The organism is Listeria valentina, assembly GCF_011800755.1.
GTDB lineage: Bacteria > Bacillota > Bacilli > Lactobacillales > Listeriaceae > Listeria > Listeria valentina.
The window spans coordinates 32,342-58,897 of record NZ_JAATJW010000001.1 but is presented as its reverse complement, the minus strand read 5'-3'; the positions used below and the strand labels follow the sequence as shown (position 1 = coordinate 58,897).

General features: G+C 40.6%; 28 protein-coding genes. 25 read left to right on the top strand and 3 right to left on the bottom strand.

The features are described 5' to 3' along the window. Positions 1-6 precede the first annotated feature (6 nt). From prmA to era, 10 genes are all read left to right on the top strand, one after another. Positions 7-948, top strand: coding sequence for a 50S ribosomal protein L11 methyltransferase (prmA, locus tag HCK02_RS00285; protein WP_167628098.1), 942 nt, complete (start codon positions 7-9; stop codon positions 946-948). Between the two features lie 3 nt (positions 949-951). Next, positions 952-1,722: a 16S rRNA (uracil(1498)-N(3))-methyltransferase gene (locus HCK02_RS00280; RefSeq protein ID WP_167627984.1), complete on the top strand. Its 771-nt coding sequence runs from the start codon at positions 952-954 to the stop codon at positions 1,720-1,722. Positions 1,723-1,911: 189 nt separating this feature from the next. Then, positions 1,912-2,085 (top strand): 30S ribosomal protein S21, encoded by a 174-nt coding sequence (gene rpsU, locus HCK02_RS00275; protein WP_036074031.1) that lies wholly within the window; start codon positions 1,912-1,914, stop codon positions 2,083-2,085. 21 nt (positions 2,086-2,106) lie between these two features. Continuing rightward, positions 2,107-2,550 (top strand): GatB/YqeY domain-containing protein, encoded by a 444-nt coding sequence (locus HCK02_RS00270; protein WP_115752344.1) that lies wholly within the window; start codon positions 2,107-2,109, stop codon positions 2,548-2,550. A 145-nt stretch (positions 2,551-2,695) separates the two neighbouring features. Further along, positions 2,696-3,652 carry a PhoH family protein gene (locus HCK02_RS00265; protein WP_167627982.1) on the top strand — a complete coding sequence of 319 codons (957 nt, stop codon included), beginning with the start codon at positions 2,696-2,698 and terminating at the stop codon, positions 3,650-3,652. Between the two features lie 15 nt (positions 3,653-3,667). Beyond that, positions 3,668-5,803, top strand: coding sequence for an HD family phosphohydrolase (locus HCK02_RS00260; protein ID WP_281348860.1), 2,136 nt, complete (start codon positions 3,668-3,670; stop codon positions 5,801-5,803). Continuing rightward, positions 5,803-6,282, top strand: coding sequence for an rRNA maturation RNase YbeY (ybeY, locus tag HCK02_RS00255; RefSeq protein ID WP_167627980.1), 480 nt, complete (start codon positions 5,803-5,805; stop codon positions 6,280-6,282). Before HCK02_RS00260 ends, ybeY begins: the two co-directional genes overlap by 1 nt. Beyond that, positions 6,260-6,658, top strand: a complete 399-nt coding sequence (locus tag HCK02_RS00250; RefSeq protein ID WP_167627978.1) for a diacylglycerol kinase family protein — start codon at positions 6,260-6,262, stop codon at positions 6,656-6,658. The genes ybeY and HCK02_RS00250 overlap by 23 nt, the downstream gene beginning before the upstream one ends. A 16-nt stretch (positions 6,659-6,674) precedes the next feature. Beyond that, on the top strand, positions 6,675-7,085 hold the full coding sequence (locus tag HCK02_RS00245) for a cytidine deaminase (protein WP_167627976.1): 411 nt from the start codon (positions 6,675-6,677) through the stop codon (positions 7,083-7,085). Next, positions 7,069-7,974, top strand: a complete 906-nt coding sequence (era, locus tag HCK02_RS00240) for a GTPase Era (protein ID WP_167627974.1) — start codon at positions 7,069-7,071, stop codon at positions 7,972-7,974. Before HCK02_RS00245 ends, era begins: the two co-directional genes overlap by 17 nt. A gap of 31 nt (positions 7,975-8,005) precedes the next feature. Here the strand turns inward: era and HCK02_RS00235 are convergent, their stop codons facing one another. Then, on the bottom strand, positions 8,006-8,611 hold the full coding sequence (locus tag HCK02_RS00235) for a DUF4352 domain-containing protein (protein ID WP_167627972.1): 606 nt from the start codon (positions 8,609-8,611) through the stop codon (positions 8,006-8,008). 116 nt (positions 8,612-8,727) lie between these two features. Here HCK02_RS00235 and recO point away from each other — a divergent pair, with 116 nt between their 5' ends. The 9 genes from recO to HCK02_RS00190 all read left to right on the top strand — a co-directional run bounded on the left by recO (position 8,728) and on the right by HCK02_RS00190 (position 19,247). Continuing rightward, complete coding sequence (recO, locus tag HCK02_RS00230; RefSeq protein WP_167627970.1) at positions 8,728-9,495, top strand: DNA repair protein RecO; 768 nt, start codon at positions 8,728-8,730, stop codon at positions 9,493-9,495. Between the two features lie 284 nt (positions 9,496-9,779). Then, positions 9,780-10,664, top strand: coding sequence for a glycine--tRNA ligase subunit alpha (gene glyQ / locus HCK02_RS00225; protein ID WP_167627968.1), 885 nt, complete (start codon positions 9,780-9,782; stop codon positions 10,662-10,664). Continuing rightward, positions 10,657-12,723, top strand: a complete 2,067-nt coding sequence (glyS, locus tag HCK02_RS00220) for a glycine--tRNA ligase subunit beta (protein ID WP_167627966.1) — start codon at positions 10,657-10,659, stop codon at positions 12,721-12,723. The genes glyQ and glyS overlap by 8 nt, the downstream gene beginning before the upstream one ends. 69 nt (positions 12,724-12,792) lie before the next feature. Continuing rightward, entirely contained in the window at positions 12,793-13,617 is an 825-nt protein-coding gene (locus HCK02_RS00215) for a pyruvate, water dikinase regulatory protein (protein ID WP_167627964.1), read from the top strand. A 183-nt stretch (positions 13,618-13,800) separates the two neighbouring features. Then, positions 13,801-14,262: a YaiI/YqxD family protein gene (locus tag HCK02_RS00210; protein ID WP_167627962.1), complete on the top strand. Its 462-nt coding sequence runs from the start codon at positions 13,801-13,803 to the stop codon at positions 14,260-14,262. Then, positions 14,259-16,139 carry a DNA primase gene (dnaG, locus tag HCK02_RS00205; RefSeq protein ID WP_167627960.1) on the top strand — a complete coding sequence of 627 codons (1,881 nt, stop codon included), beginning with the start codon at positions 14,259-14,261 and terminating at the stop codon, positions 16,137-16,139. Before HCK02_RS00210 ends, dnaG begins: the two co-directional genes overlap by 4 nt. A 94-nt stretch (positions 16,140-16,233) precedes the next feature. Further along, the gene (gene rpoD / locus HCK02_RS00200) at positions 16,234-17,355 is read left to right on the top strand and encodes an RNA polymerase sigma factor RpoD (protein WP_167627958.1); all 1,122 of its coding nucleotides are present in this window, start codon (positions 16,234-16,236) and stop codon (positions 17,353-17,355) included. Between the two features lie 72 nt (positions 17,356-17,427). Then, the gene (locus HCK02_RS00195; protein ID WP_167627956.1) at positions 17,428-18,129 is read left to right on the top strand and encodes a tRNA (adenine(22)-N(1))-methyltransferase; all 702 of its coding nucleotides are present in this window, start codon (positions 17,428-17,430) and stop codon (positions 18,127-18,129) included. After that, positions 18,126-19,247, top strand: coding sequence for a Nif3-like dinuclear metal center hexameric protein (locus HCK02_RS00190; protein ID WP_167627954.1), 1,122 nt, complete (start codon positions 18,126-18,128; stop codon positions 19,245-19,247). The genes HCK02_RS00195 and HCK02_RS00190 overlap by 4 nt, the downstream gene beginning before the upstream one ends. A gap of 48 nt (positions 19,248-19,295) precedes the next feature. On the opposite strand, the gene HCK02_RS00185 is transcribed toward HCK02_RS00190, so the two are convergent. Beyond that, on the bottom strand, positions 19,296-20,294 hold the full coding sequence (locus HCK02_RS00185; RefSeq protein ID WP_167627951.1) for a 4-hydroxy-3-methylbut-2-enyl diphosphate reductase: 999 nt from the start codon (positions 20,292-20,294) through the stop codon (positions 19,296-19,298). Positions 20,295-20,443: 149 nt separating this feature from the next. On the opposite strand from HCK02_RS00185, the gene HCK02_RS00180 reads away from it, so the two are divergent. From HCK02_RS00180 to HCK02_RS00170, 3 genes are read left to right on the top strand one after another with little or no spacing between them, the layout of a single operon-like run. Continuing rightward, on the top strand, positions 20,444-21,760 hold the full coding sequence (locus HCK02_RS00180; protein WP_167627949.1) for a DEAD/DEAH box helicase: 1,317 nt from the start codon (positions 20,444-20,446) through the stop codon (positions 21,758-21,760). Positions 21,761-21,762: 2 nt separating this feature from the next. Beyond that, entirely contained in the window at positions 21,763-22,656 is an 894-nt protein-coding gene (locus tag HCK02_RS00175) for a deoxyribonuclease IV (RefSeq protein WP_167627947.1), read from the top strand. Positions 22,657-22,691: 35 nt separating this feature from the next. Beyond that, positions 22,692-23,618 (top strand): manganese-dependent inorganic pyrophosphatase, encoded by a 927-nt coding sequence (locus HCK02_RS00170; RefSeq protein ID WP_167627945.1) that lies wholly within the window; start codon positions 22,692-22,694, stop codon positions 23,616-23,618. A 42-nt stretch (positions 23,619-23,660) separates the two neighbouring features. Here the strand turns inward: HCK02_RS00170 and HCK02_RS00165 are convergent, their stop codons facing one another. Continuing rightward, the gene (locus HCK02_RS00165) at positions 23,661-24,353 is read right to left on the bottom strand and encodes a hypothetical protein (RefSeq protein ID WP_167627943.1); all 693 of its coding nucleotides are present in this window, start codon (positions 24,351-24,353) and stop codon (positions 23,661-23,663) included. Positions 24,354-24,506: 153 nt separating this feature from the next. Between HCK02_RS00165 and HCK02_RS00160 the strand changes: the two genes are divergently transcribed. Genes HCK02_RS00160 through HCK02_RS00150 form a run of 3 tightly spaced genes read left to right on the top strand, consistent with a single transcriptional unit; the run spans position 24,507 to position 26,554 of the window. Continuing rightward, on the top strand, positions 24,507-25,286 hold the full coding sequence (locus HCK02_RS00160) for a metal ABC transporter ATP-binding protein (RefSeq protein ID WP_246215496.1): 780 nt from the start codon (positions 24,507-24,509) through the stop codon (positions 25,284-25,286). After that, positions 25,261-26,139, top strand: coding sequence for a metal ABC transporter permease (locus HCK02_RS00155; protein ID WP_167627941.1), 879 nt, complete (start codon positions 25,261-25,263; stop codon positions 26,137-26,139). The genes HCK02_RS00160 and HCK02_RS00155 overlap by 26 nt, the downstream gene beginning before the upstream one ends. After that, positions 26,120-26,554, top strand: coding sequence for a Fur family transcriptional regulator (locus HCK02_RS00150; RefSeq protein WP_115752367.1), 435 nt, complete (start codon positions 26,120-26,122; stop codon positions 26,552-26,554). The genes HCK02_RS00155 and HCK02_RS00150 overlap by 20 nt, the downstream gene beginning before the upstream one ends. Positions 26,555-26,556: the final 2 nt, after the last annotated feature.

Below are 26,556 nucleotides of genomic sequence, written 5' to 3'. Positions count from 1 at the left end.
TTCGTGATGGAGTGGGCAGAAGTGGAAGTACATACATTAAACGATGCGGTGGAACCAATTGCTAATTTATTGAATGAACACGGGGCAAGTGGTGTTTCAATTGAAGATGTGGCAGATTTTTTCAAGGAAAGAGAAAATCAATTTGGTGAAATTTATGCATTAAATCGGGCTGATTACCCTGATGATGGTGTGATTATCAAGGCCTGTTTTTTGAAAACAGAGGACTTTGTTGCTGGGATTCCTGCGCTTGAAAAAGCACTATTTGACCTTGCGAAATTTGATATTCCACTTGGAGAAATCAAGTTTTTTGTAAATGATGTTAACGATGATGACTGGGCGACTGCTTGGAAAAAATATTATCATCCAGTTGCGATCACGGATTCGATTACGGTGGCCCCAACATGGGAAGACTACCGGCCGCGAGAAGATGAACTGGTAATTGAACTGGATCCTGGCATGGCTTTTGGTACAGGAACGCACCCGACAACGCAGCTTTCGATGCGTGCCATTAGCGAGTTTGTAAAGCCAGATGATCGCGTAATTGATGTTGGAACGGGGTCTGGCGTGCTTGCAATTTTGTGTGCTAAGCTTGGAGCAGAATCAGTTTTAGCTCTTGATTTGGATGAAGTGGCAGTTCGCGCTGCAAGAGAAAATGTGTTGCAAAATCATGTCGAAGCTAAAGTAGAATTGCGCCAAAATGATTTGTTAAATGGCATTGAAGAAGAAGCAGATATGATTGTCGCGAATATTCTAGCAGAAGTGATTTTGTTATTCCCACATGACGTTTATCGTTTGCTTAAGCCGGGTGGTTATTTTATCGCGTCTGGAATTATCGAAAACAAGGCGGAGCAAGTTCGCGAAGCCCTTATTGAAGCTTCTCTTGTTGTGCTTGAAACAAGGCAGCAAGGTGATTGGGTAGCCATTATTACTAAGCGGAGTGAGGATTAAGCGATGCAACGGTATTTTATCGACCAAGTAATGGAGAAGGGGATTCCGGTCCAAGTGTCTGGCGCGGATTTTCATCATATGGTCCGTGTTATGCGAATGAAAGCGGGCGACCAAGTTTGGCTTGTGGATTTAAATGAAAAGGTTGCACAGGCTATCATACAGGAAGTTTTGGAAGACAAAGTGATACTGGCTGTTTCTAGCTTTCAGGAAAAAACGAGTGAGATGCCGGTTGAAATAACGGTGGCAAGTGGGCTTCCAAAGGGGGACAAGCTCGATCTTGTGGTGCAAAAAGGGACGGAACTCGGCGCGACTGAATTTTTACCGTTTCAAGCGGAACGATCGGTTTCGAAATGGGATGCTAAAAAAGTGCATAAAAAGATAGAACGACTGGAGCGGATTGCAAAGGAAGCGGCCGAGCAATCACATCGCGGACGAATTCCTTCTCTTCGCCATTATTTGAGTTTGAAGGCGTTGCTTGCATCTGTGGGGCAATCGTATGACTTTATAGTTTGTGCATATGAAGAAAGTGCGAAGCAAGGCGAGCGCTCGAGTCTTGCGCAAGTGTTTCAGAACATGCCAAGCGGTTCGCGGTTACTTGTCATCTTTGGACCTGAAGGCGGCGTTTCGGAACAAGAAGTAGCGGAACTTAAAGGTTTAGGAGCGATATTTGCTGGACTAGGGCCACGAATTTTGCGGACAGAAACGGCTCCGCTCTATCTTTTATCTGCAGCTTCGTTTTATTTTGAACTCAGCGGGAAAAATGAAAATGAATAATCTAGAATAAAAATGCATAAAGTTAGTGATTTCATGTTGACGCACTTTTGAGTTTCCGCTATAATTTTAGATGAGTGAATGCTATTTCTGTTAAGCTTTAAAAGCCTGCTAACAGCTTGTTGGCATTCTGAAGCCTTATATGGATCCTGTTTTGGGGTCTACGTAAGTGTCGGAGGGAGGGAAAGAGAGATGTCAAAAACAGTAGTTCGCAAAAACGAATCGCTTGACGATGCTCTTCGTCGCTTTAAACGTACTGTTTCTAAAAGCGGAACTTTGCAAGAATCGAGAAAGCGCGAATTTTATGAAAAGCCAAGCGTAAAACGCAAGAAAAAATCAGAAGCAGCTAGAAAACGCAAATTCTAATAGTTAAAGGCGATGATTTCATTGGCACTGCTTGACAAGTTAAATGAAGATATGAAGCAAGCTATGCGTGATAAAGAGAAAGAGAAACTTTCTGTTATCCGGATGTTAAAGTCTGCTTTACAAAATGAAGCAATCAATCAAGGCGGAGAGCTTTCCCCTGATGATGAAATCACTGTTCTTGCACGCGAAATGAAGCAGCGCAGAGATTCTCTTTCTGAGTTTGAAAAAGCTGGCAGGGATGATCTAGCTGAAAAAGTTCGTTCTGAAATCGAGATTGTTGAGGCATATTCGCCAAAACAGCTTTCGGATGATGAGCTTGAAGAGATTGTAAAAGCAACAATTGCAGAAGTTGGAGCAACGTCTAAGGCTGACTTTGGGAAAGTCATGGGCGCTGTTATGCCGAAAGTAAAAGGCAAGGCCGACGGGAATGCAGTGAATAAATTTGTAAAACAGTATCTTTCATAAAACTTTAAAGACTAGCTTCGGCTAGTCTTTTTTATGCGAAAAATGAGGAGGCTCAACTTTTACAGGTAGATGCGGTTTTAATTCTTTCTTCTTTTCGTGTATAATGGGGAGGACTAAGGAAGTTAAAAGACAAAGGGGTTAGAGAATGCAAAACGGATCTTATAAAGAAACCGTCGAATTAAACGAAGGCATTGATGTGCGTGATTTATTTGGAAACCAAGATGCTCACTTAAATGTGCTTGAAGAAAGTTTAGAAGTGAGCCTTGTTTCACGTGGCGGCGAAATTTTAATTAGTGGAGAAGAGGAAAACGTCAAACAGGCAAAACACGTTATTGCGGCTCTTCTTGCTGCGCTAAAGCGAGGCAATCATCTTGATGGTAGGGATGTCGCGCAAGCAGTTAAAATGGAAAAAGGCGGTACGCTTGAATATTTTGGTACGCTTTTTGAGGATGAAATTACAAAAAATGCGCACGGAAAACCCGTTCGTCCGAAGACGTTTGGACAACGTGAATACATGCAAATGGTACGTCGCTTTGACATTGTGTTTGGGATCGGACCTGCTGGAACTGGGAAGACGTATCTTGCCGTTGTTATGGCAATTGATGCGTGGAAAAAAGGTAAAGTTAGCAAGATCATTTTAACGCGTCCCGCTGTTGAAGCAGGAGAGAGCCTTGGCTTTTTACCGGGGGATTTAAAAGAAAAAGTAGATCCTTATTTACGACCTGTTTACGATGCGCTTTACGACATTTTAGGTTTAGAACATACGACGCGTCTCATGGAACGTGGTGTGATTGAAATTGCTCCACTTGCCTATATGCGTGGTCGAACGCTAGACAATGCCTTTGTAATTTTGGATGAAGCGCAAAACACAACCATTGCCCAAATGAAAATGTTTTTAACACGTCTTGGCTATGACTCTAAGATGATTGTAAACGGGGATATGACACAAATTGATTTACCGAAAGGAACGGTGAGCGGTCTTGTCAACGCGGAACAAGTTTTAAGTCAGGTGAAAAATATTGGATTTGTTTATTTTGAACATCATGATGTTGTGCGTCACCCGCTCGTTGCTGAGATTATTAAAGCATATGAACGAAACTAAAGGAGCAAGATTTGTATGATGCAAAAATGGAACCATTTTTATGAAAAATATGGACAGAAATTCATCATCCCAGCTATTCTTGTGATTTTGATGGTTGTTTCTTATGTTTTAATGATCCAAATGACCAAACCAGAATCTTTTAATGCTAAGTTATTTTCTGTTGCGGAGCGCACCATTCGTTCGCCGCAAACGGTAATTGATACGAAAAAAACCGATGAAGAGAAAACAACTGCAAAAGACTCGGTCGAAGATGTATACACTTTTAACCGTGAAACAGCTCAAAATCGGGTTTCGTTGATTAATTCTTTTTTTGCTTATGTCAGTGAAGTAAAAGGCGAAATTGCGGAAAAAACGGACAAAAAAGAATCAGTTTCTAATTCTGATAAATTAAAAATGCTGAAAGATAAACTTTCAAGCAATGTTTCTGAAAAAGTGACTTCAAGCGTTTCTGACGAGGTTCTGCTACGCTTTCTAAATGCGGATCAAAAGGATTTAAACACTGCGAAAGAAACACTTTCAAGTGAAATTGAAAGCATTATGGCTGAAAGTGTCCGCGAGGCTAATTTAAATACCAAAAAAGTACAAGCGCGGGATGACATCGAACTTTCAAGTATTCCTAGCTCGCTTAAATCGGCTGCCAAGACACTTGTATCTTATGCAATTGTTCCCAATGAAACATACAATAAAAAAGAAACCAATATTCGGAAACGAGAAGCGGCCGCGAGTGTTATTCCTGAGAAGATTTTACAAGGCCAGGTCATCGTTCAAGAGGGGCAAATTATTGACCGGGAAACTTACCGACAACTTGGTTTGCTCAACCTTTTAGATCAAAAAATGCCTATTAAACAATATGCAGGCTATGCTTTACTTATTTTAGTCCTTGCTTCTATTTTATATTTCTTTACAACGAAGACGAAAATGACGCGCAAGAAACGGCAGCAAACGCTACTGATTTTTGGAGTGGCTTTTGTTTTGACACTCATTTTGCTTTTTATTATTCGGCTGCTCGAGTCTGCTAATTTGAATAATATTTCGTTCTTGTTTCCTGCCGCGTTTCTTCCAGTTATTTTAAAGATTTTACTGCGAGAGCGCTACGCTTTTCTCGGGCTTTTATTTATTTCGATTACAAGTTTATTTGTTTTTCAATCTCATGAAACGAGCGTTGTGAGCAGTCTGATTACGCCGTTTATTTTACTAAGCGGTTTTGCTGCGATCATTTCGTTACGTGATTATTCGAAACGGATTGCAATTTTTCGGTCGGGGATGATTGTCGGGGTATTTAATCTTTTTTGTGTATTTTTCTTATTGCTCATTAACAATTCAATGATTTTGAGTGAAAGCACTCTTGAGTCACTATTTTATGCGTTTGCTGGGGGTGTTGGAGCCTTTATTTTGGCGCTTGGTCTGATTCCATTGTTCGAATTTTTGTTTGGGGTGTTAACAACAAGCAGACTCGTGGAACTTGCTAATCCGAACCATCCACTGCTAAAACGTATTTTGATGCGGGCGCCTGGAACGTATCATCACAGCATGATGGTTGCAAACCTTGCAGAAACTTGCGCGGATAAAATTGGAGCAAATGGCTTGCTTACACGTGTCGGTTGCTTTTATCATGATATAGGGAAGACGCTTCGCCCGCCTTATTTTGTTGAAAACCAGTTGCAAGGCATTAATCCGCATGATCGTTTGACACCTAAACAAAGTCGAGATATCATCTTGGCGCATACCGTTGATGGGGCAGAAATTTTGCGAGAAAATCATATGCCTCAGCCCGTGATTGACATTGCGCTTGAACATCATGGGACGACTTTGTTAAAATATTTCTATTTGAAGGAAAAAGAAACAAATCCAGATACGGAAGAAGCTGAATTTCGCTATGCGGGTCCAAAACCGCAAACTAAAGAAGCTGCGATTATCAATATTTCAGATAGTGTTGAAGCGGCTGTGCGTGCGGCGGTTGATCCGACGAAAGAAAAAATCAAACAAATCATTGATGGTATTATTCGCGATCGTTTGCTAGATGGGCAATTTTCGGAGTGTGATATTTCTCTAAAGGAAATCGAACAAATTCGAGAAACGTTGAATCAAACACTGAATGGAATTTACCATCAACGAATCCAATATCCAGATGAGAAGAAAGGAGAAAATTAATGGCGATACTTGAGCTTGATTTAATGGATGAGACAGAACAACTTCCAGAAAAAGAGCGGCAGTTAGTTGCAGATGTTTTAGAATTTGCTGCCCAGTATTTGAAGCTAGATGGAGGAACAGAGATGTCTGTGACCTTTATGGATAATGCCGGAATTCGTGAAATCAACCGTGAATACCGGTCAAAAGATGCCGCGACCGATGTGATTTCTTTTGCGCTAGAAGAGCTAGGGGAAGACGAGTTGCCAATCATTTTTGAAGAAGATCAGTTGCCAAGAAACTTGGGGGATATCATTATTTCAACCGAACGTGCGAATGAGCAGGCCGCCGAATATGGCCATTCATTTGATCGGGAACTTGGCTTTCTAGCGGTTCATGGCTTGTTGCACTTGCTTGGCTATGACCACATGGAAAAAGCAGATGAAGAAAAAATGTTTGGCTTACAAAAAGAAGTGTTGGATGCTTATGGTCTCAAACGATAGAAAATATAAACGCAGTCGTAGCTACGTAGCTTCTTTTAAACATGCTTTTTGTGGGATCAAGACCACTTTAAAAGAAGAGCGAAATATGAAGATCCATGTCGCTTCAGCAGTTCTCGTTCTCCTGTTTGCAGCTTTGTTTCAAGTGAAAATGGTGGAATGGCTTATCTTGCTTCTTTGCATTGGCCTTGTGATTGCACTTGAAACGGTCAATACGGCCATTGAGCGAACGATTGACACAATCACAGAAGAGTTCCTCCCAGAAGCAAAAAAAGCGAAGGATGCGGCCGCTGGGGCTGTTTTAATCATAGCGACGATTTCAGCGATTATTGGACTCATTATTTTTATCCCTTATTTTTGGCAATTATTCCATTTATAGATAGGAGTTTCCTAGTATGAGAGAAACTAATTTTATTGATCTCGCAAAAAAAGCACGCGAGTTTGCGTATGTGCCGTATTCCAACTTTCCTGTTGGAGCAGCACTTGTAACAAAAGATGATGAAGTGATTCTTGGTGCAAATATCGAAAATGCTTCTTACGGGTTATCCAATTGCGCGGAACGGACAGCGATTTTTAAGGCGGTTTCTGAAGGAAAGCACGAATTTGAAAAGCTTGTTGTGGTAGCAGATACGGACGGGCCGGTTTCACCTTGTGGAGCTTGCAGACAAGTAATCAGTGAATTTTGCAAACCGGATATGCCGGTTGTTTTAACAAATTTAAAGGGCGACGTGGCAGAGGTAACGGTAGCGGATCTTCTTCCAGGAGCATTTATGGCGGGGGATATGGATCATGAGCGATACATTTAAATCTGGCTTTGTAGCCATTGTAGGACGACCGAACGTTGGGAAATCGACATTGCTTAACCGAATTATTGGACAAAAAATTGCGATTATGAGCGACAAAGCACAAACGACTCGGAATAAAATCCAAGGGGTTTATACGACGGATGACGCACAAGTTGTATTTATTGATACGCCGGGCATCCATAAGCCGAAGCATAAACTAGGCGATTTCATGGTAAAAGTTGCACTAAATACTTTCCGAGAGGTTGACTTGATTTATTTTGTTATTGACGCTGACGCTGGCTTTGGTCGAGGTGACGAATTTATTATTCAAAAACTGGAACAAGTAGAAACGCCTGTTTTTCTATTGATTAATAAAATTGACCTTGTGACGCCAGAGGAGCTCGTTCAACTGATCGAATTGTATAAAGAAAAACTTGATTTTGCGGAAATCATTCCTATTTCTGCGCTTGAAGGAAATAATGTGCCAAACATGCTTGAAGAAACAGTGGCTCACTTGGAAGAAGGTCCCATGTACTATCCCGAAGATCAAATCACTGACCATCCGGAGCGTTTCATTATCTCAGAACTGATCCGCGAACAAGTTTTAAAATTAACACGTGAAGAAGTTCCGCATTCAGTGGCTGTTGTGATTGAAGGCATTGAAAAAAATCCCAAAACGGAAAAGCTCACAATTATGGCAACTATCATTGTGGAGCGCAGTACGCAAAAAGGGATTATCATTGGTAAACAAGGGCAGATGCTAAAACAAATTGGCATGCGTGCAAGGAAAGAAATTGAATTGTTACTTGGATCCAAAGTATTTCTTGAAGTCTGGGTCAAAGTTCAAAAAAATTGGCGAGATAAAGAGCATTATCTACAAGATTACGGCTTTGATCAAGATGAGTATTAAAAAAGACGCGCTGATTTGCGCGTCTTTTGTCTCATTCATGCCAAATTAGATTGTCGTATTCGACTTCTAATTCGCCTTTGCCGAGATACTTATAATAAATGTTAAAATTTACAGTTTTACCTGCTTCAATTTTTTCATGGAAGTAATCTTTCTTTAAAACGGTGGGGTAGTCATCTTTTCCATAGTTATAAAGATAGAAGTCTTTGGCAGAAACATAGATGGGTTCGGAATTTTTATTTTGTATGGTCACTTCAATTTGATAAGCTTTATCTAAACCACGTTCGTCTATTTTTTGAACATGCGGCTTTGAAACTTGTATGGTTGCTTGTTCACTTGACTGCCCTTTCATGCCAAATGTGAGCTCATCATATTCATCTTCGTAGTCTTCATAAAATTCATCGGCTGATGAGGCGTTCGTTTCTTCTTTTACTTGAGCCTCAGCACTTGTTTCTTGACTAATGTAGTAAAGGAAAGCGCCACTAAAGATAAATAAGCTGATTAAAAGAACGGCTCCCCCAGCACTTACAAACCAGATAGCGGTTACTTTTCTGATCTTTAAAAATAAAAAAACGATTCCCATGATTAGAAGTACAAATGCAAAGAAAGCAATAATGCCTAAAATACCAATGATAACCATCCGACAAACTCCTTTTTCACTCAATAACGGTATTGTATCATTTTTAACGAACAAGGGAAATAAAAAAAGAAATTTTCTGTTATAATATGACAGAAGAACAAAAGGAGGTGTGCAGTGTGGAGAAAGCTGAGGGAATCGTATTGCGACAAACGAACTACCGGGAGTCGGATAAAATCATCGTCGTTTTCACGCGAGAATTTGGTAAAATTGGGATGGTTGCTCGTGGAGCCAAGAAAGGAAAAAGTCGCTTGGCGGCAGTTACCCAACCGTTTACAAAAGGAATGTTCTCTTTTTTTGGTGGTCAAGGGCTCGTCACGCTGCAGCAAGGAGATGTCATCCAAAATTTTTCGAGCATCCAACAAGACATTTTTTTAACTGCATATGCTTCGTTTGTTTGCGAGTTGCTTGATAAAGCGACAGAAGAAAGACAAAAAAATGAATATTTATTTGAACTCGCTTATGCGATTTTACGTGATATAGATGAAGGCTATGATGCCCAAATTTTAACGCAAATCTTTGAAATGAAAATGTTGAATGTGCTTGGACTTTATCCTGTTATGGACCGATGCGCGATTTGTTCTGAAACTGAAGGTCACTTTGATTTTTCTAGTGCAAGTGATGGACTGGTTTGCCACCGTTGTTTCGAGAAAGATCCCTACCGGATGCACTTACCTGAAAATGTAGTAAAATTGCTGCGCCTGTTTTATATGTTCCGGATTGAACGGCTCGGTGAGATTCATGTTAAGCCGGAAACGAAAGCGTGGCTTGAAAAAGCGATTGATACGTACTACGATGAAAAATCTGGGCTATACTTGAAAAGTAAGAAATTTTTGCGGGATATGTCCAAATGGAGTGGAATACTTGAGGACAAGGATAAGGATTGACAAAATGGCTTCAATCCTTTATCTTTAGAGTTAAGAAGAATAATACATGCGGAGATGAAAAGGAGTAGAAACGAGCGCTGATCGATTAGCGAAATCGGGATAGTGAGAGCCGATGATCAACTGGTTTTGAAGGGCATTTCGGAGCGTGATTAAAGAAGGTGGAATCTTTCATTTGAAAAGATTCAAATAGGGTGGAACCGCGAGTATCTCTCGTCCCTATATGCAAAAGAGGCATATAGAGGCGAGAGTTTTTATGTGCTTTTGATCTAATCGGAGGTGGGAAAATGAATTTACAAACAATGATTCGAACGTTGCAAGATTACTGGTCGGAGCAAGGCTGTATTATGTTGCAATCCTATGATGTTGAAAAAGGCGCGGGGACGATGAGTCCGTATACATTTTTAAAGGCGATTGGCCCTGAACCCTGGAAGGCAGCTTATGTGGAGCCGTCACGTCGACCTGCAGATGGCAGATATGGTGAAAATCCGAATCGGCTTTTCCAGCATCATCAATTCCAAGTAGTGATGAAGCCTTCACCGGATAATATTCAGGAATTGTACCTTGGTTCGCTAGAAAAAATTGGGATTGATCCTTTGAAACACGATATTCGTTTTGTGGAAGATAACTGGGAAAATCCATCACTTGGCTGTGCAGGGCTCGGCTGGGAGGTTTGGCTAGACGGAATGGAAATCACCCAATTTACTTATTTCCAGCAAGTAGGAGGGCTTGAGTGTTTCCCTGTAACATCAGAAATTACGTATGGTGTTGAGCGGCTTGCGAGCTATATTCAAGATAAAGAAAATGTTTTTGACCTTGAGTGGACGGAAGGAATCACGTACCGAGACATTTTTTATCAAGCGGAATACGAAAACTCAAAATACGCGTTTGAAACTTCGAATGCGGATATGCTCCTTCAATTGTTTGATACTTATGAGCAAGAAGCCAGTAATCAAATGGAAGAAGGGCTTGTATTCCCGGCTTATGACTATGTTTTAAAATGTTCGCATACGTTTAATTTGCTTGATGCAAGAGGGGTTGTTTCTGTAACGGAAAGAGCTCAATATATCGGTCGTATTCGTCGGCTCGCGCGGCGAATTGCAAAAACTTTCTACGAAGAACGAGAAAAGCTAGGATTCCCCTTAATAAAGGAGGAGAAAACACATGAGTAAAGATTTCTTACTGGAAATTGGTTTAGAAGAAATGCCGGCGAAATATATTTCGGATTCAGCTAAACAACTTGAAAAACGAGCGGTTGAGTGGTTTGAAGAGAAAAAAATTGAGCACGGTGAAGTGATTTCTTTTCAGTCTCCTCGAAGACTTGCAGTGCTTGTGAAAGAAGTTTCCGAAAAGCAAGCTGACCGTATTGAAGAAGCAAAAGGGCCGGCGAAAAAAATCGCGTTTGATGAAGATGGAAACTGGTCAAAAGCAGCGCAAGGATTTGCTCGGGGGCACGGAGTTTCGCCTGAAGAATTTACCTTTCGTGAAATAAAAGGTGTGGAATACATCTATCTTGAGAAAAAAGTAACGGGTATCGAAACGGAAACGCTTCTACCGGAAATCAAAAAAATCATTATAGACATGACTTTCCCAGTTAGTATGCACTGGGGAGCAAATGAAATGCGCTATATTCGTCCGATCAAATGGCTTGTTGCATTATTTGGCCAAGAAATCGTTCCGTTCGAAGTAGCTTACGTGAAAACTGGGAATGTGAGTCGTGGACATCGCTTCCTTGGACACGAAACAGTGATACCTGAACCGAAAGAGTATGAAATGAAACTGCTTGAAGAGTTTGTTGTGGTTGATGCATTCAAACGAAAAGATGCGATCTGGGGACAAATTGAAGAAGTTTGTATTGACAAAGGCTGGAGCGTTCCAAAAGATGAAGATTTACTTGAAGAAGTGAACAATCTTGTAGAATATCCAACTGTCCTCGAAGGAGGGTTTGAAGAAAGTTTCTTAGATCTTCCCGAAGAAATTTTAATTACTTCGATGAAAGAACATCAACGTTATTTCCCTGTGTTTAATAAAGAAGGAGAGCTTTTGCCACACTTTATTACAGTTCGAAATGGCAATCATGAACATGCTGAAACAGTAGTTCGAGGAAATGAAAAAGTACTGCGCGCTCGTCTTTCTGATGGAGAGTTTTTCTATAAAGAAGACCTGAAAATGAAGATTGATGATGCGGTGGCGAAACTTTCTCACATTGTGTTCCATGAAAAACTGGGCACACTTTCTGAAAAAATGAAACGTGTGGAACAAGTTGCGTTACTTCTTGCAGATTTCCTATCATGGAGTGATAGCGATAAAAAAGAGGTTGCCCGTGCTGCTGAGATTTATAAATTTGATTTAGTAACAAATGTGGTTGGCGAGTTTCCTGAACTTCAAGGAATTATGGGCGAGAAATACGCTCGCCTCCAAGGGGAAAAACCTGAGGTTGCGACTGCAATCCGTGAACATTATATGCCAACATCTGCAGAAGGCGCACTTCCAGAAACCGATCTAGGGAGTTTGCTTGCAGTTTCTGATAAATTAGAAACATTGGTGAGCTTTTTCTGTGTGGGAATGATTCCAACGGGCTCACAAGATCCATTTAGCTTGAGACGCAGCGCTTTCGGCGTGATGCGAATTCTTTTGAATACGGGTTGGAATTTGCCGCTTGCCGAGTTGCTAAAAGAAATTGTCACGATTGAGCGAAATGCAGGAATTGCTACGCTTTCCGATGATGAAATCTATGCAGAAGTTCAAACTTTCTTGAAAAATCGTTTACGCGTGATTTTACAGGATCAAAAAGTTCGACTAGATATCATTGATTCTGTTACAAGCGAAGATGCTAACTTTGTACCTAATATCTTGGAGCGAGCGAAGCTATTAAATGAAAGTGCTCAAAAAGACTGGTTTAGACCAACGATTGAAGCTTTGTCACGAGTCGCCAACATTGCGAAGAAACATGAAGAAGACGTGGAAATTAACGATCAGTTATTTGAAAATGAAGCGGAGAAAAGATTGTTTGATGAACTGAGTTCCATGAAACGTGATTTTGCTGGCTTAACAAGTGAAGAACGTCTTGAACGCTTCCGCGAAATGCGTGGTGCAATTGACCAGTATTTTGATACGACACTTGTCATGAGCGAAGATAAAGAGCGCCGCAATAATCGTTTAGAACTGTTATTTGAACTAGCTGAATTCATCAAAGAATTTGCGGAAATGGATGCTATTCATGTAAAATAGAAGAAGAGCAAAAAGCAGGAACTTTATTTTGAAAAGGTTCCTGCTTTTAAACGAAAAGGAGCGTAAAAAATGACCCAACCAGCAGTTTATGTCGTTTCCGATTCGACGGGTGAAACCGCGGAACTGGTCACAAGAGCAGCACTTTCACAATTTGGACAAACGCCAAAGTTTATTCATCGTTTTCATCATATTGATTCAAAAGATTTAATCGAAGAAATTGTCGATCTCGTTGCGGTTAATCACGGGATTATTGTGCACACCGTCGTGTTAGAAGAAATTCGAACGGAGTTAAATAAACAAGCAGAAGCTTACGGTGTCCCAATTATTGATATTTTTGGCCCGCTACTGGCTCAGCTTGAGAAAACGTATAAAATTAAGCCACTTTCAGAGCCAGGACGCGTTCGTTCACTCGATGAAGCGTATTTTAACAAAGTCGCAGCGATTGAGTTTGCCGTTGAAAATGATGATGGCAGGAATCCTCGGGGGATTCTTCAAGCTGACTATGTGTTAATTGGCGTTTCACGAACTTCTAAAACGCCCTTGTCACAGTATTTGGCTCTCAAAGGACTTAAAATCTGTAATATCCCGATCGTGCCTGAAGCCGAGATCCCAGAAGAACTCTTTGAAATCGATCCGAAAAAAATCATCGGTTTGAAAATTAGTCGTACGAAACTTAATCAAATTCGTTCCAAGCGACTCATTTCAATGGGATTAAGTGGTGCGGGGATGTATTCAAGTGACGACCGAATTACTGAAGAACTAAAATTCTTTAAAATTTTAACGGATAAATTGGGTTGTTTTGTACTAGATGTCACGAATAAAGCCATCGAAGAGACTGCAAATGATATTTTGATGCATATTGGTGAAATTGCTGACGAAAATTTAGAACTTTAAGAAGGACTTTTTGATTTTATGTCGAATATATATATTATACGGGGATTATACGCTTGAAAAAAGTAGGTTAATCTCGTATAATTCATTTTTGCGGATTCTTTTCTGCAATGTATGTTGAGAGATGAAAAACGGGTTTACGGCTCGTTTTTTGATTTGTTTATAGCAAGTAAAGGAGGGACGTTTTTGCCTAAAATTATTGTCGATGCAGATGCTTGCCCAGTCAAAGAAGAAATCAAATCGCTTGCTCAAATTTTTCATTTAGAAGTGACCTACGTAGCTTCCTATAATCATTTTGGCGCGAATCGTGAGGATGAAAACTGGATCTATGTGGATACTGAAAAAGAAGCAGCGGACCTCCGGATAGTCAACCTATCGAAGAAAGGCGACATCATCATTACACAAGATATTGGACTTGCCAGTATGTTGCTTTCGAAATGCACGGTTTTTTCAAATCGTGGTGAAATTTATCAGGATGATATGATGCCGCTAATGCTAGAACAGCGTGAATCACGTGCGAAAGCAAGACGAAGAGGTGAGTACGGGAAAGGTCCAAAAGCCATGACGGATCAAGATCGACAAACTTTTAAGCAAAATCTGGAACAGTTTTTAACGAAATTGAAATTCTTAGGAGTTGACGATAAATGACACAAAGAATTCCTGAGGAAACGATTGAACAAATTCGAAATCAAGCAGATATTGTTGATGTCATAGGAAATTACGTCCAGCTCAAGAAACAAGGACGAAACTATATCGGATTATGTCCATTTCACGGCGAGAAAACACCTTCATTCTCTGTGTCTCCTGAAAAACAAATTTTTCATTGCTTTGGTTGTGGGAAAGGTGGAAATGTTTTTTCATTTTTAATGGAACACGATCACCTTTCCTTTGTAGAGTCTGTGAAAAAAACTGCTGACCTTGCACATGTAGATGTAACGCTTCCAGAAAATGTTATAGAAGCAGAGGGTAGCACGCCTCGCGTTACAAGTGAAGCGCAAAAAATGATCGAACTGAATCAACTTGCTGCTAAGCTGTATCATTACTTGTTAATGGAAACAGAGGAAGGCTACAAAGCGCTACAATATTTAAAGGAACGTGGTATGACGGAAGCGAGTATGACAGAATTTCAAATTGGATTTGCCCCGAATCACCACGCAACGTTGTCATCGTTTTTAGAAAAGCGGGGCGCCGATTTAGATTTAGCGGTAGAAGCTGGACTTTTGACTGAACGAGAAGATGGCTCAATCGTAGACCGCTTTCGGAGTCGCATCATGTTTCCCATTACTGATGATCGCGGGCAGCTCGTCGGATTTTCAGGGCGCTTAATTGATCAAGAAAATGGACCCAAATATCTAAATACGCCTGAAACGCCTTTATTTAACAAAAGACGCTTGCTTTATCATTTTTCAGAAGGTAGAACCGAGATTAGAAGACGAGAAGAAGTACTTTTGCTTGAAGGATTTATGGATGTGATTTCTGCGTCGGATGCAGGTCTAGCAAATGGAATTGCTTCGATGGGGACGAGCTTAACAGAAGAGCATATTGGGCTTGTTCGTCGGATTGCGAATCGAGCAGTGATTAGCTATGATGGTGACCGAGCTGGAATCGAAGCGGCTTATAAAGCGGGTCTCTTATTAGAAGAAAAAAGTCGAATGGAAATTTTTGTTTTAGCGATTCCTGGCGGGAAAGACCCCGATGAATTTATTAAAGAATATGGGGCTGAACGTTTTTTGGAAGTCTATTTGCACGAACGAATGACTTGGACGGCCTACAAACTCTTTTATTTACGAAAGCAGCGAAACTTGCAAAACGATTCTGAACGACTTCAGTATATGGATGAGGCGTTAACTGAGATTGGTAAGCTAAGTCAAGCGGTGGAACGAGAGCTTTATTTGAAGCAATTAGCAGATGAATTTGAAATCTCTATTCCGGCATTAAAAGAACAATTGCAGCAAAAAATTGTGGAACAAAAGAGCGTGCCAAACAGAGTGCCATCTGAAGATGATTTTTTACTCGATTTAGCGCCGCCACCTGATGATTTTTATGGTGGCTTAGTAGGCACTCAACCGGTTAGACAAACGCTTCAAGCCTATCACGCTTCTGAATATTTACTGATGAAAGCGATGATTGGAAGTGAAGAAGCTTTTTCTGCGATTCATCAGCTCCTTGATGGACTTAATTTTCAACATGATGAGTTTCAAGCTTTATATACGCATTTAATGGCGTATTATTTAGATGGAAATACAGCGGATCCAAATCGCTTTATGGATTATTTGACGGATCCAGCACTGAAAAATTTAATTTCTGAACTCGTGATGCTTGAAACACCGGAAGAAGCCACCACGGAGGAATATCTGGATTATATTAACAGTTTAAAAAAACAAATTTTACTAGATCGAATCAAGCAAAAAGAAGCAGAAGCTAGTGAAAAAGACCGATTAGGGGATCATGACGCTGCTAAACAAGCGCTTGCGGAATTTATTTCTCTGCGCCAGAAGTTAGCAAAAGGAGATTATGAACTTTAAAATGGTGTGAAACGTTTTAAAACTGCCAAATAATGGTATGGAATAAATGAATATCCATGCGCGGGCAGTATTTTTGAGAGGAGGAAGCAGCAGTATGAGCGAAAAACAAGAAAATGTCAAACAAAGTACTGAAACAGTAGAACAAGTTAAAGAAACCCTAATTGGAGAAGGGAAAAAAGTAGGAATTTTAACCTACAGTAATATTGCTGCGAAATTAGCTCCTTTTGCACTTGATTCTGATCAAATGGATGAGTTTTTAGAGCATTTAACACAAGTGGGGATTGAAGTGGCGGATGATGATGACGATGCTGATCCAGATGAGAAAGAGCTTGTAAAAGAAGAAAGCGAAGAATTTGATTTAACGGATATGAGCGTGCCGCCAGGTGTTAAAATCAATGATCCTGTTAGAATGTATTTGAAAGAAATTGGTCGTGTTGATTTGCTTTCTGCTGACGAGGAAATTGCACTTGCCAAGCGAATTGAAAAAGGGGATATTGAAGCTAAGGGGCGTCTTGCAGAAGCCAACTTACGTCTAGTTGTCAGCATTGCTAAGCGTTATGTTGGGCGTGGTATGTTGTTTCTTGACTTAATTCAAGAAGGAAACATGGGACTTATGAAAGCCGTTGAAAAGTTTGATTTTAACAAAGGCTTTAAATTCAGTACGTATGCAACGTGGTGGATTCGTCAGGCGATTACAAGAGCGATTGCCGACCAAGCGCGTACAATTCGGATTCCTGTTCATATGGTGGAAACGATCAACAAATTGATTCGGGTACAGCGCTCACTTCTGCAAGATCTTGGTCGTGACCCTTCACCGGAAGAAATCGGAGAAGAAATGGATTTACCTACTGAAAAAGTTCGTGAAATTCTTAAGATTGCTCAAGAGCCAGTTTCACTTGAAACGCCAATCGGGGAAGAAGACGATTCGCATTTGGGAGATTTTATTGAGGATCAGGAAGCGACTTCACCATCTGACCATGCAGCTTATGAATTACTCAAAGAGCAGCTTGAAGATGTTCTTGATACTCTGACGGACCGTGAGGAAAATGTTCTGCGTCTTCGCTTTGGCTTAGATGATGGAAGAACACGTACACTCGAAGAAGTTGGTCGTGTATTTGGAGTAACTCGTGAACGGATTCGACAAATTGAAGCGAAGGCACTCCGCAAACTTCGTCATCCAAGCAGAAGTAAACAATTGAAAGACTTTTTAGAGTAAGAATTTATGTACGCCACATTCTGGATTCAGATGTGGCGTTTACTTAAAGATCATGATGCTTGAGGTGACAAAATGAATGAACAAAAATTATCGAAACGCTTGGAAAAAGTAGCGCATTTTATTAAACCACAAAGTCGTATTGCGGATATCGGTAGCGATCATGCTTATTTGCCTTGTTATGCAGTTCTTCAAGGTTTTGCAAGTTTTGCCATTGCAGGGGAAATCGCTGATGGCCCCTTTCATTCGGCACAAGATCAAGTAGAAAAAACCGGACTTCTTGCTCAAATTTCTGTTCGAAAAGGAGACGGGCTTCAGGTACTCGAGCGGTCAGATGAAATTGATACGGTGGTTATTGCCGGAATGGGTGGACCGCTTATTGCGAGTATTTTAGAAAGCGATGGAGAGAAACTTGCGGGTGTTTCGCGCTTGATTTTGCAGCCGAACATTGCTGCAAACCGGATTCGTGAATGGGGTGTGCGTCACCAATTTAAAATTGTCGCAGAAGAAATCCTGGAAGAAGATCGAAAAATCTATGAAATTTTGGTGCTTGAACGTTCACAAGCACCTGTTAGTTATTCAGAAGATGAGCTTTTTTTTGGTCCTTTTTTATTGAAAGAGAAAAACGCGGCATTTCGTTCTAAATGGCAGCATGAACAAGATACGTGGAAAAAAATTACGGAAAACATCGAAAAACAGGGAAAAACATCGGAAAATGAATTGAAACTTACAGAACTTCGTGCTCAAATAAAACGAGTAGAGGATGTGTTGAAATGAAAACAGCAAATGGTCATGAATTTGTGGCGATGCTTGAAAAAATTGCTCCGCGGAAACTGGCGATGGAAGATGATCCGATTGGCTTACAGCTCGGGGATCTTTCAAAAAAGGTTCGCAAAATCATGTTTACTTTAGACGTGCTTGAAGAAGTAGTGGATGAAGCGATCGAACAAGGCGTGGATATGATCGTTGCGCATCATCCGTTTTTATTCCGTCCTGTACATAAAATTGATATGGAAACTGCACAAGGGCGAATGATTCGCAAATTGATCAAACACGATATTATTGTTTTTGCGGCGCATACTAACTTAGATATTGCAAGAGGCGGTGTGAATGATATACTGGCGGACTTGTTTGAACTGAAAGATACTGAAGTGATTGTGCCTACGCGTGTTGAAAAATATTTGAAACTGGTTGTTTTTGTACCTGAGGAATCGAGCGAAACGGTCCGTCAAATTTTGATGAATAGTGGTGCTGGCGAAATTGGAACTGAGTATGAATCGTGTAGCTTTGAAGTGAGCGGGATTGGAAAATTTAAGCCAAGTGAAAACGCCAAGCCTGCAAAAGGAAAAAATGGTGAACTGGCGAGTGTTAAAGAAGTGCGACTCGAAACGATTATTCGTGAAGATTTAGCTGATCAAGCTGTTAAAGCGGTGAAAGCCGGTCATCCTTATGAGGAACCCGCTGTTGACTTATATCCACTTGAAGGGCTTAAACAGGTAGAAGGACTCGGACGAGTTGGAAAACTCGCTAAAGAAATGCCACTTGAGGTTTTCATTGATATTGTGAAAGGGGTTTTATCAATTGAACATGTTCGGTTGATTGGAGATCCAAATGCAAAAGTGAGAAAGGTTGCAGTACTGGGTGGAGACGGGAATAAATTTATTCATGCTGCAAAAAGAAGTGGCGCCGACGTGCTGATTACAGGAGACATTTATTATCACACGGGGCATGACTTGCTCGCAATGGGACTGCCGACGATTGATGCCGGACATAACATTGAAAAAGTGATGAAGAGTTATTTGAAAACAGAGTTTGAAGAGCGTTCTAAGAATCTTGGCATTGAGGTTGAACTTATTGTTTCCGAAAAAAATACCGATCCATTTACTTTTTTATAAATGCATTGAAAAGGCCGCTTTCTGAGTAGGAAAGCGGCTTTACTTATATTATCGACCACCATTTTTTAAGTGTTCAAGACGAGCTCGTCGTTTTTCTTCCATGTTTTTCTTTTTAGCTCGGGGTAAGATGGCATCAGCACTCAGCTCATGATGTTTTTCCCAAGTTGTCTCGTCATTTGGATCAAATTGATCGAGGTAAACAAGGACTTCTCGGATCACTTGTGTAGGGGTGCTTGCACCAGCTGTAATTGCTACTTTTTGGGCGCTTTTTAGCCAGTCCAAGTCGATTTCTGTAACATCGGCGACTCGGTAAGCTTTAACGCCAGCTTTTTCTTCTGAAACTTGTGCCAAACGATTGGTATTGTTGCTCCTAGGATCTCCCACTACAATCGTTAAATCAGCACCTTTTGCTTGTTCTGCAACGGCTTCTTGGCGGACTTGTGTGGCCATGCAAATTTCTTTGTGATTTTCAGCTTGTGGATAGCGCTCATGGATATAATCCATCAAATCAAGCACATCCCACTGGCTCATCGTGGTTTGATTGGTGACAAAAATTTTGTCATTGGCTGAAAAATGTAAGGCATCAATATCTGCTACTGTTTCAACCAGATGGACAACATCAGGAGCTGTTCCATATGCACCCTCAGGTTCAGGATGCCCTTTTTTTCCGATATAAATAATTTGAAAGCCAGCTGTTTTTTTTTCTAAAATCAAATCGTAAGTCCGCATGACATCTGGACAAGTCGCATCAATCGTTACAAGGCCTTTTGCTTTGGCAAGTTCTTTAACTCGCGGTGAAATGCCATGTGCTGTGAAGATGACTGTGCCAGAATCAATTTGTTCAAGGATTTCCTCGCGGTTTTCACCATCAACGGTATGAATCCCGATTTCTTCAAACGCATCGGTTACGTGTTTATTATGAACAATCATTCCCAAAATGTGAATGGGTCTTGGTAAGTTTGGATCAAGTGAAGCATTTTTAGCGATGACCATTGCATCAACAACGCCGTAACAATAGCCACGTGGGCTGATTTTAATAATCTCCATCCGTGTTATTTTCCTCCTAAGTAGGCAGTTTACAGTTTTCATTATATAAGAGAAATGACTTTTTGGCTAGATTTTCTCGTTTTTTGTCGCAGGAAACGCTCTCGAGTGGTATAATGGCACAAGAAACTGAAACGGAGTGAAGTGAATTTATGAAGAAAACAAGGTTCGACCAGTTTGGTTTTAAGCCTTTTATTAATACAGCGATCAACTCGCTTGGGTTTTATGAGCCAACCCCTGTGCAGCAAAAGTTAATTCCAGGAGTTTTGCGCGGGGAAAGCATTATCGGACAGTCTAAAACTGGAACAGGAAAAACACATACTTTTCTATTACCAATTTTAGAAAAGCTAGATCCGAAAAGAGAAGGCGTGTTTGCAGTCATCACAGCGCCTAGTCGTGAGCTTGCAACCCAGATTTATCATGAAATTAAAAAAATCACGAAACATAGTCCAGATGAAATCTCGACGCAACTTTTAATTGGTGGAACAGATAAACAACGGACGATCGAAAAATTGAAAAATCAACCGCAAATTGTTGTCGGAACACCCGGACGGATCAATGACATGATTCGTGAAAAAGCGCTTTTTGTTTACACAGCAGAAATTTTAGTGATCGATGAAGCAGATATGACGCTTGATATGGGTTTTTTAAACGATGTTGACCAAATTGCTGGGAAAATGCCACCTCATTTGCAAATGCTTGTTTTTTCAGCGACTATACCAGAAAAATTAAAACCGTTTTTGAAAAAATATATGGAAAACCCTCGCTTTGAACATATCGCACCTGAAGCTGTCTCTGCACAGACGATTGAGCACTGGTTACTTCCGCTTAAAAGTCGGAACAAACTTGAGGTGCTAAAGGATTCGCTGTTAACGTTCCAGCCATTCCTCGCCATTGTTTTTGCGAATACGAAGCAAACAGCGGACCAAGTGCATGATTATTTGGTGAGTGAAGGACTTAAAGTTGCCAAGGTGCATGGCGATGTGCCCCCACGTGAACGTAAACGGACAATGAAACAAATTGAAAATATGGATTTCGAGTACATCGTTGCAACTGATTTAGTGGCACGGGGAATTGATGTACAAGGTATCAGTCACGTTATTAACTTTGAGCTCCCTGAGGATAATGACTTTTATATCCACCGGACTGGACGGACGGGAAGAGCAGGGCACAGTGGAATCGCACTCACCATTTTTGAAGCTCGTGATGAAGATCAACTGAACCAACTTGAAAAACGGGGAATTACGTTTAAACACGTTGAACTAAAACAAGGGGAATTTGTTGAAACTTTTGACCGAAATAAACGTGCAAAACGTGAAGCAAAACGTGAAGCAGCTGACCCACGTGAAATTGGAATGCGGAAAAAAGCGCAGAAAAAACGCAAACCAGGTTATAAAAAGAAAATCAATTATAAAATGGCGGAGATCAAACGTCGTGAAAATCGCAAAAAGAATCGGGGGAAAAAATAATTATGTTGAGAATTGGTTCACATGTATCAATGAGCGGCAAAAAAATGCTACTCGGGGCAAGTGAAGAAGCTCTTTCATATGATGCTAATACGTTCATGATATACACAGGAGCGCCACAAAATACTCGTCGTAAACCCATTGATGAACTGAATATTGAGGCTGGGCTTACGCATATGAAAGAAAACGGAATGGACGACATTGTCGTTCATGCTCCTTATATTATCAACATCGGAAATACCGTTAAACCAGAAACTTACGAACTCGGTGTGAGCTTTTTACAGCAAGAAATTGAACGAACAGCTGCTCTTTCTGCTAAGCAAATTGTGCTTCATCCTGGAGCTCATGTTGGGGAAGGGGCTGAAGTTGGTATTAAGCAAATCATCAAAGGGCTAAATGAAGCGCTTGATCCTAAACATGACGTTCAAATCGCACTTGAAACGATGGCTGGAAAAGGAACGGAAATCGGTAGGACTTTTGAAGAACTAGCACAGATCATCGATGGTGTGACTCACAATGAACTTTTATCGGTTACATTCGATACTTGTCACGTTCATGATGCGGGTTACGATATTGTGAATGATTTTGATGGTGTGCTAAATGAATTTGATAAAATTATCGGTCTTGATCGGCTTAAAGTACTTCATATAAATGATAGTAAAAATGAACGTGCGGCGCATAAAGACCGTCATGCTAACATTGGCTTTGGTCACATCGGTTTTGACGCTTTGCATTATGTGGTTCATCATCCGCAGTTAATGGATCGTCCTAAAATTTTAGAGACCCCTTATGTCGGAGAGGATAAGAAAAACAAAAAACCTCCATATAAATTTGAAATTGCTATGTTACGAGATGGAACTTTTGATCCAGAATTACTTTCGAAAATTCTTGCGCAATGATAAAATGATAGAGGTTAAAGGAGAGATGCGAAACTATGGAAAAAATGTTAGTCTTTGGGCATAAAAACCCGGATACTGATGCGATTTGTTCGGCAATTGCATTCAGTGAATTAAAAAAAACAGAGGGCGCTCAAGTAGAGCCCGTTCGACTTGGTGAAGTGAACTCGGAGACGGCTTTTGTTTTAGCGGAAGCTGGTATCGAAGCACCTCGACTAGTCGAAACGGTTGCAAACGAAGTGAATACTGTTTGCCTTGTTGATCATAATGAAGCACAACAAAGTGCTGATGATATCGCAAAAGTAACAGTACATAGCGTTGTCGATCATCACCGAATCGCAAACTTTGAAACGGCTGACCCGCTTTATTACAGAGCGGAACCAGTTGGTTGCACAGCAACGATTCTTGTAAAATTATTTCATGAAAAAGAAATTGCTATTCCAAAAGTGACGGCGCAATTGATGGTTTCAGCGATTATTTCTGATACGTTATTGTTTAAATCGCCAACATGTACGGAAGAAGATAAGAAAGCAGCGGCTGAACTTGCTCGTATTGCGGACCTTGATCTTGAAGCGTATGGAATGAAAATGCTTCGTGCAGGAGCGGATGTAAGCACAAAAACTGTTGCTGAACTTTTACTAGATGCGAAAGAATTTAACATGGGCGGTGCAAAAGTAGAGATCGCACAAATCAATGTGGTAGATGAAAATGATGTGCTTTCGCGAATGGAAGAAGTAGAACCGGTGATTACGAAAACCGTTGCTGATAAAGGGCTTGATCTTTATCTGTTTGTTGTTACAAACATCTTGACGAACGACTCTATTGGTATTGCTTATGGTGAAAAAACACAAGCTGTCGAACAAGCATATAACGTGACACTTACCGATCATAAAGCACCGCTTCTTGGCGTTGTTTCTCGGAAAAAGCAAGTCGTTCCCGTTCTTACAGAAATCTTTACCAAATAAAAAGAAAGGGCCAGCAGGAAACTTCTGTTGGCTCTTTCTTTTTTAGTGTACTTTCGGTCGTCTGAAAAAATAAGTAAGAATTAATAAGAATGCGAAAAAAATAGCGGTATAAGCGGTGCTAGGATGGGGACTTAGCTGTCCGAAAAAGATGCTTAAGTAAAGCCAGATGACGCTGAGCGGATAGGCGAAATTTTGCTCTCTGTAGCGGATCGTGAAAGCTAACAAAAAGCCGATGATTAAAAGCAAAATCGGGAGTATATTTCCCAGTTCTGCGTGAATTTTGGCTAGGTAAATATCTAGGACAATGAAGAAAGAAATTGAAAGTCCGCCAAAATAAAGCGATAGCGGGAAACGCGCGATTTTGTTTCGGCGATCGATTTCTTGGTACAAACGCTGAACTGTAACGACCCAAATGAGTAGAAGAATAACTGAAAGAAAAATCCAATTATAATGCCAGCTAATCGTGAAGAAAATGCTTAAAAAGTTACTGACAATAAATCTGGAAATCCACTTGGGACTGACTTGACTTTTTCTGCTTGCGACGCTTACCATGCTAATGAATAAAGCAAGACAAATCACGCCCCAAATAATAAAGCCAAAATCAGCGGGTAAGAGTGAGGCTTGATACTCTTTGCTTATTTCATTTGCTGTCATTCCATTTAAAGGTAGCCATTCTGCTACAACATGGAAGGCGAGCATGGCTAAATAAGTTAAAAACATCCAAATAATTTGCATATGTAATTGATTCCTCTCCTTCCTGTAAGGCTATTCCTCAAAATGAGGAAAAATAATCGTCTTCTTTCTTAATCGAAATCATTTCGATTTACATTCCGTCAAAAGTCAGTTATAATGTAAAATGCGAACAAGGCATTAAAGGAGTGGAACAAATTGAAAGAAGCAGTGCTGCAGGTTTCAAACCTATCTTTTCATTACGACCGAGATGAGGTTTTAGAAAATATCTCGATGAATATTGAAAAGGGAAGTTTTACTGGGCTGATTGGGCCGAATGGTTCGGGAAAGTCGACATTATTGAAATTAATCTTGGGTTTACTCAAAATCCAGAAGGGAACGATCACGCTTTTTGGGGAAGACAGTAGCGCATTCAAAGAGCGGGAAAAGGTCAGTTTTGTTTCACAAAAAGCCAATTCTTTTAACTCCGCATTTCCTGCAACTGTAAAAGAAGTGGTTGCAAGTGGTTTAACCAAGAAAAAGGGGTTATTTTCATTACTCAATAAACAAGATCAACGCGAGATCGAGGAAGCTCTTGAACGGGTTTCGATGACGGCGTTTTTAAATCGTAATATCGGGGAGCTTTCAGGTGGACAACAGCAACGTGTTTTTATCGCACGCTCGCTTGTGAGTAAACCTGAGTTACTTATTTTAGATGAACCTACAGTGGGCGTTGATGCTCGTAATGTTCAGTCCTTTTATGAATTGCTTAGAAAACTTAATCAAGAAGAAGGAATGACACTTCTTTTAGTGACGCACGATCTTTTAGCTGTTAGTCAATATGTCGATCATGTTGTGAGCTTGAATCAAAGAGTTCTGTTTGACGGGTCAGCACGTGACTACGGGCTTTATCTTGAAGAACGCGAAATGGAAGCAACTGGGAACCATTACATGGAACAGGAGGGGACAAATTGTGATTGCCACCCTGTTTCAGTTTGATTTTATTCGTAACACGTTTATTGTTGGGCTTGTGATCGGAATCGTTGCACCGCTACTTGGTAGTTTTATTGTCGTACGGAGACTATCGTTAATGGCGGATGCCTTGAGTCATGTTAGCCTTGCGGGGATTGCGGTTAGCTTGTTTTTAAGCAAAACTTACGGACCGCTTGCAGGGCTAAATCCGCTTTATCTCGGTTTCGGCTTTGCAACAGGTGGATCCCTTTTAATGGAAAAACTCCGGTCTGTCTACCGTCACTTTGAAGAGCTTGCGATACCGATCATTATGTCGGCCGGAATGGGTTTTTCGGTGATTTTCATTTCCATGGCGAATGGCTTTAATACGGATTTGTTCAGCTACTTATTCGGAAGTGTTAGTGCGGTTAGTCGCACGGATATGTGGACGATTACGGGTATTTCGATTTTTGTTTTCATCGTCATTTTACTTCTTTATAAAGAACTATTTTTATTATCTTTTGATGAAGAATATGCCAAAGTTTCAGGTATTCGTGCTAAAGTATTTGATATGATTTTTATGGTGTTAGTCGCACTCGTAATTGCAAGCTCAATGCGAATCGTTGGCATTTTACTGGTGTCTTCGCTAATGACGCTTCCGGTTGCAGCAGCCATTCGAATTGCACGTGGGTTTAAACAAACGATCGTCATTGCTGTGATTTTTGGGGAGATTGCCGTTTTAGGCGGTTTAATCAGTGCTTATTATCTTGATTTGGCACCGGGTGGAACGATTGTGATTTTGTCTGTTTTGATTTTGATCTTGACGATGATTTATCAAAAAATACGAATCAAGTGGATACTTTCTAAACGAGGTGAGGAAAATGGCATTATCAGTGAATGAAGCTTTGGATAAAATGAAAACTTCGGGCTACAAACATACCGATAAACGTGAATTTTTGATTGAACTTTTTGTGCGGAAAAATCGGTATTTAACGGCAAAAGAAGTGCAAGAAAATATGAAGGATGATTTTCCGGGGATTAGCTTTGATACGATTTACCGGAACTTGGCGTTATTTGTTGAACTTGGAATCTTTGAAGAAACGGAGCTTTCCGGTGAACGGAATTTTCGGTTAGCTTGCTCTCATGAACATCACCATCATCATTTTATTTGTTTGAGTTGCGGGAAAACAAGAGAAATTTTACTTTGCCCGATGGATTTTCTGACGGATGCTCTTCCTGGATACGAAATTGATGGACATAAATTTGAGATTTACGGGAAATGCCCGGAATGTTTGGCAAAAGAAAAAACAGCGTAAAG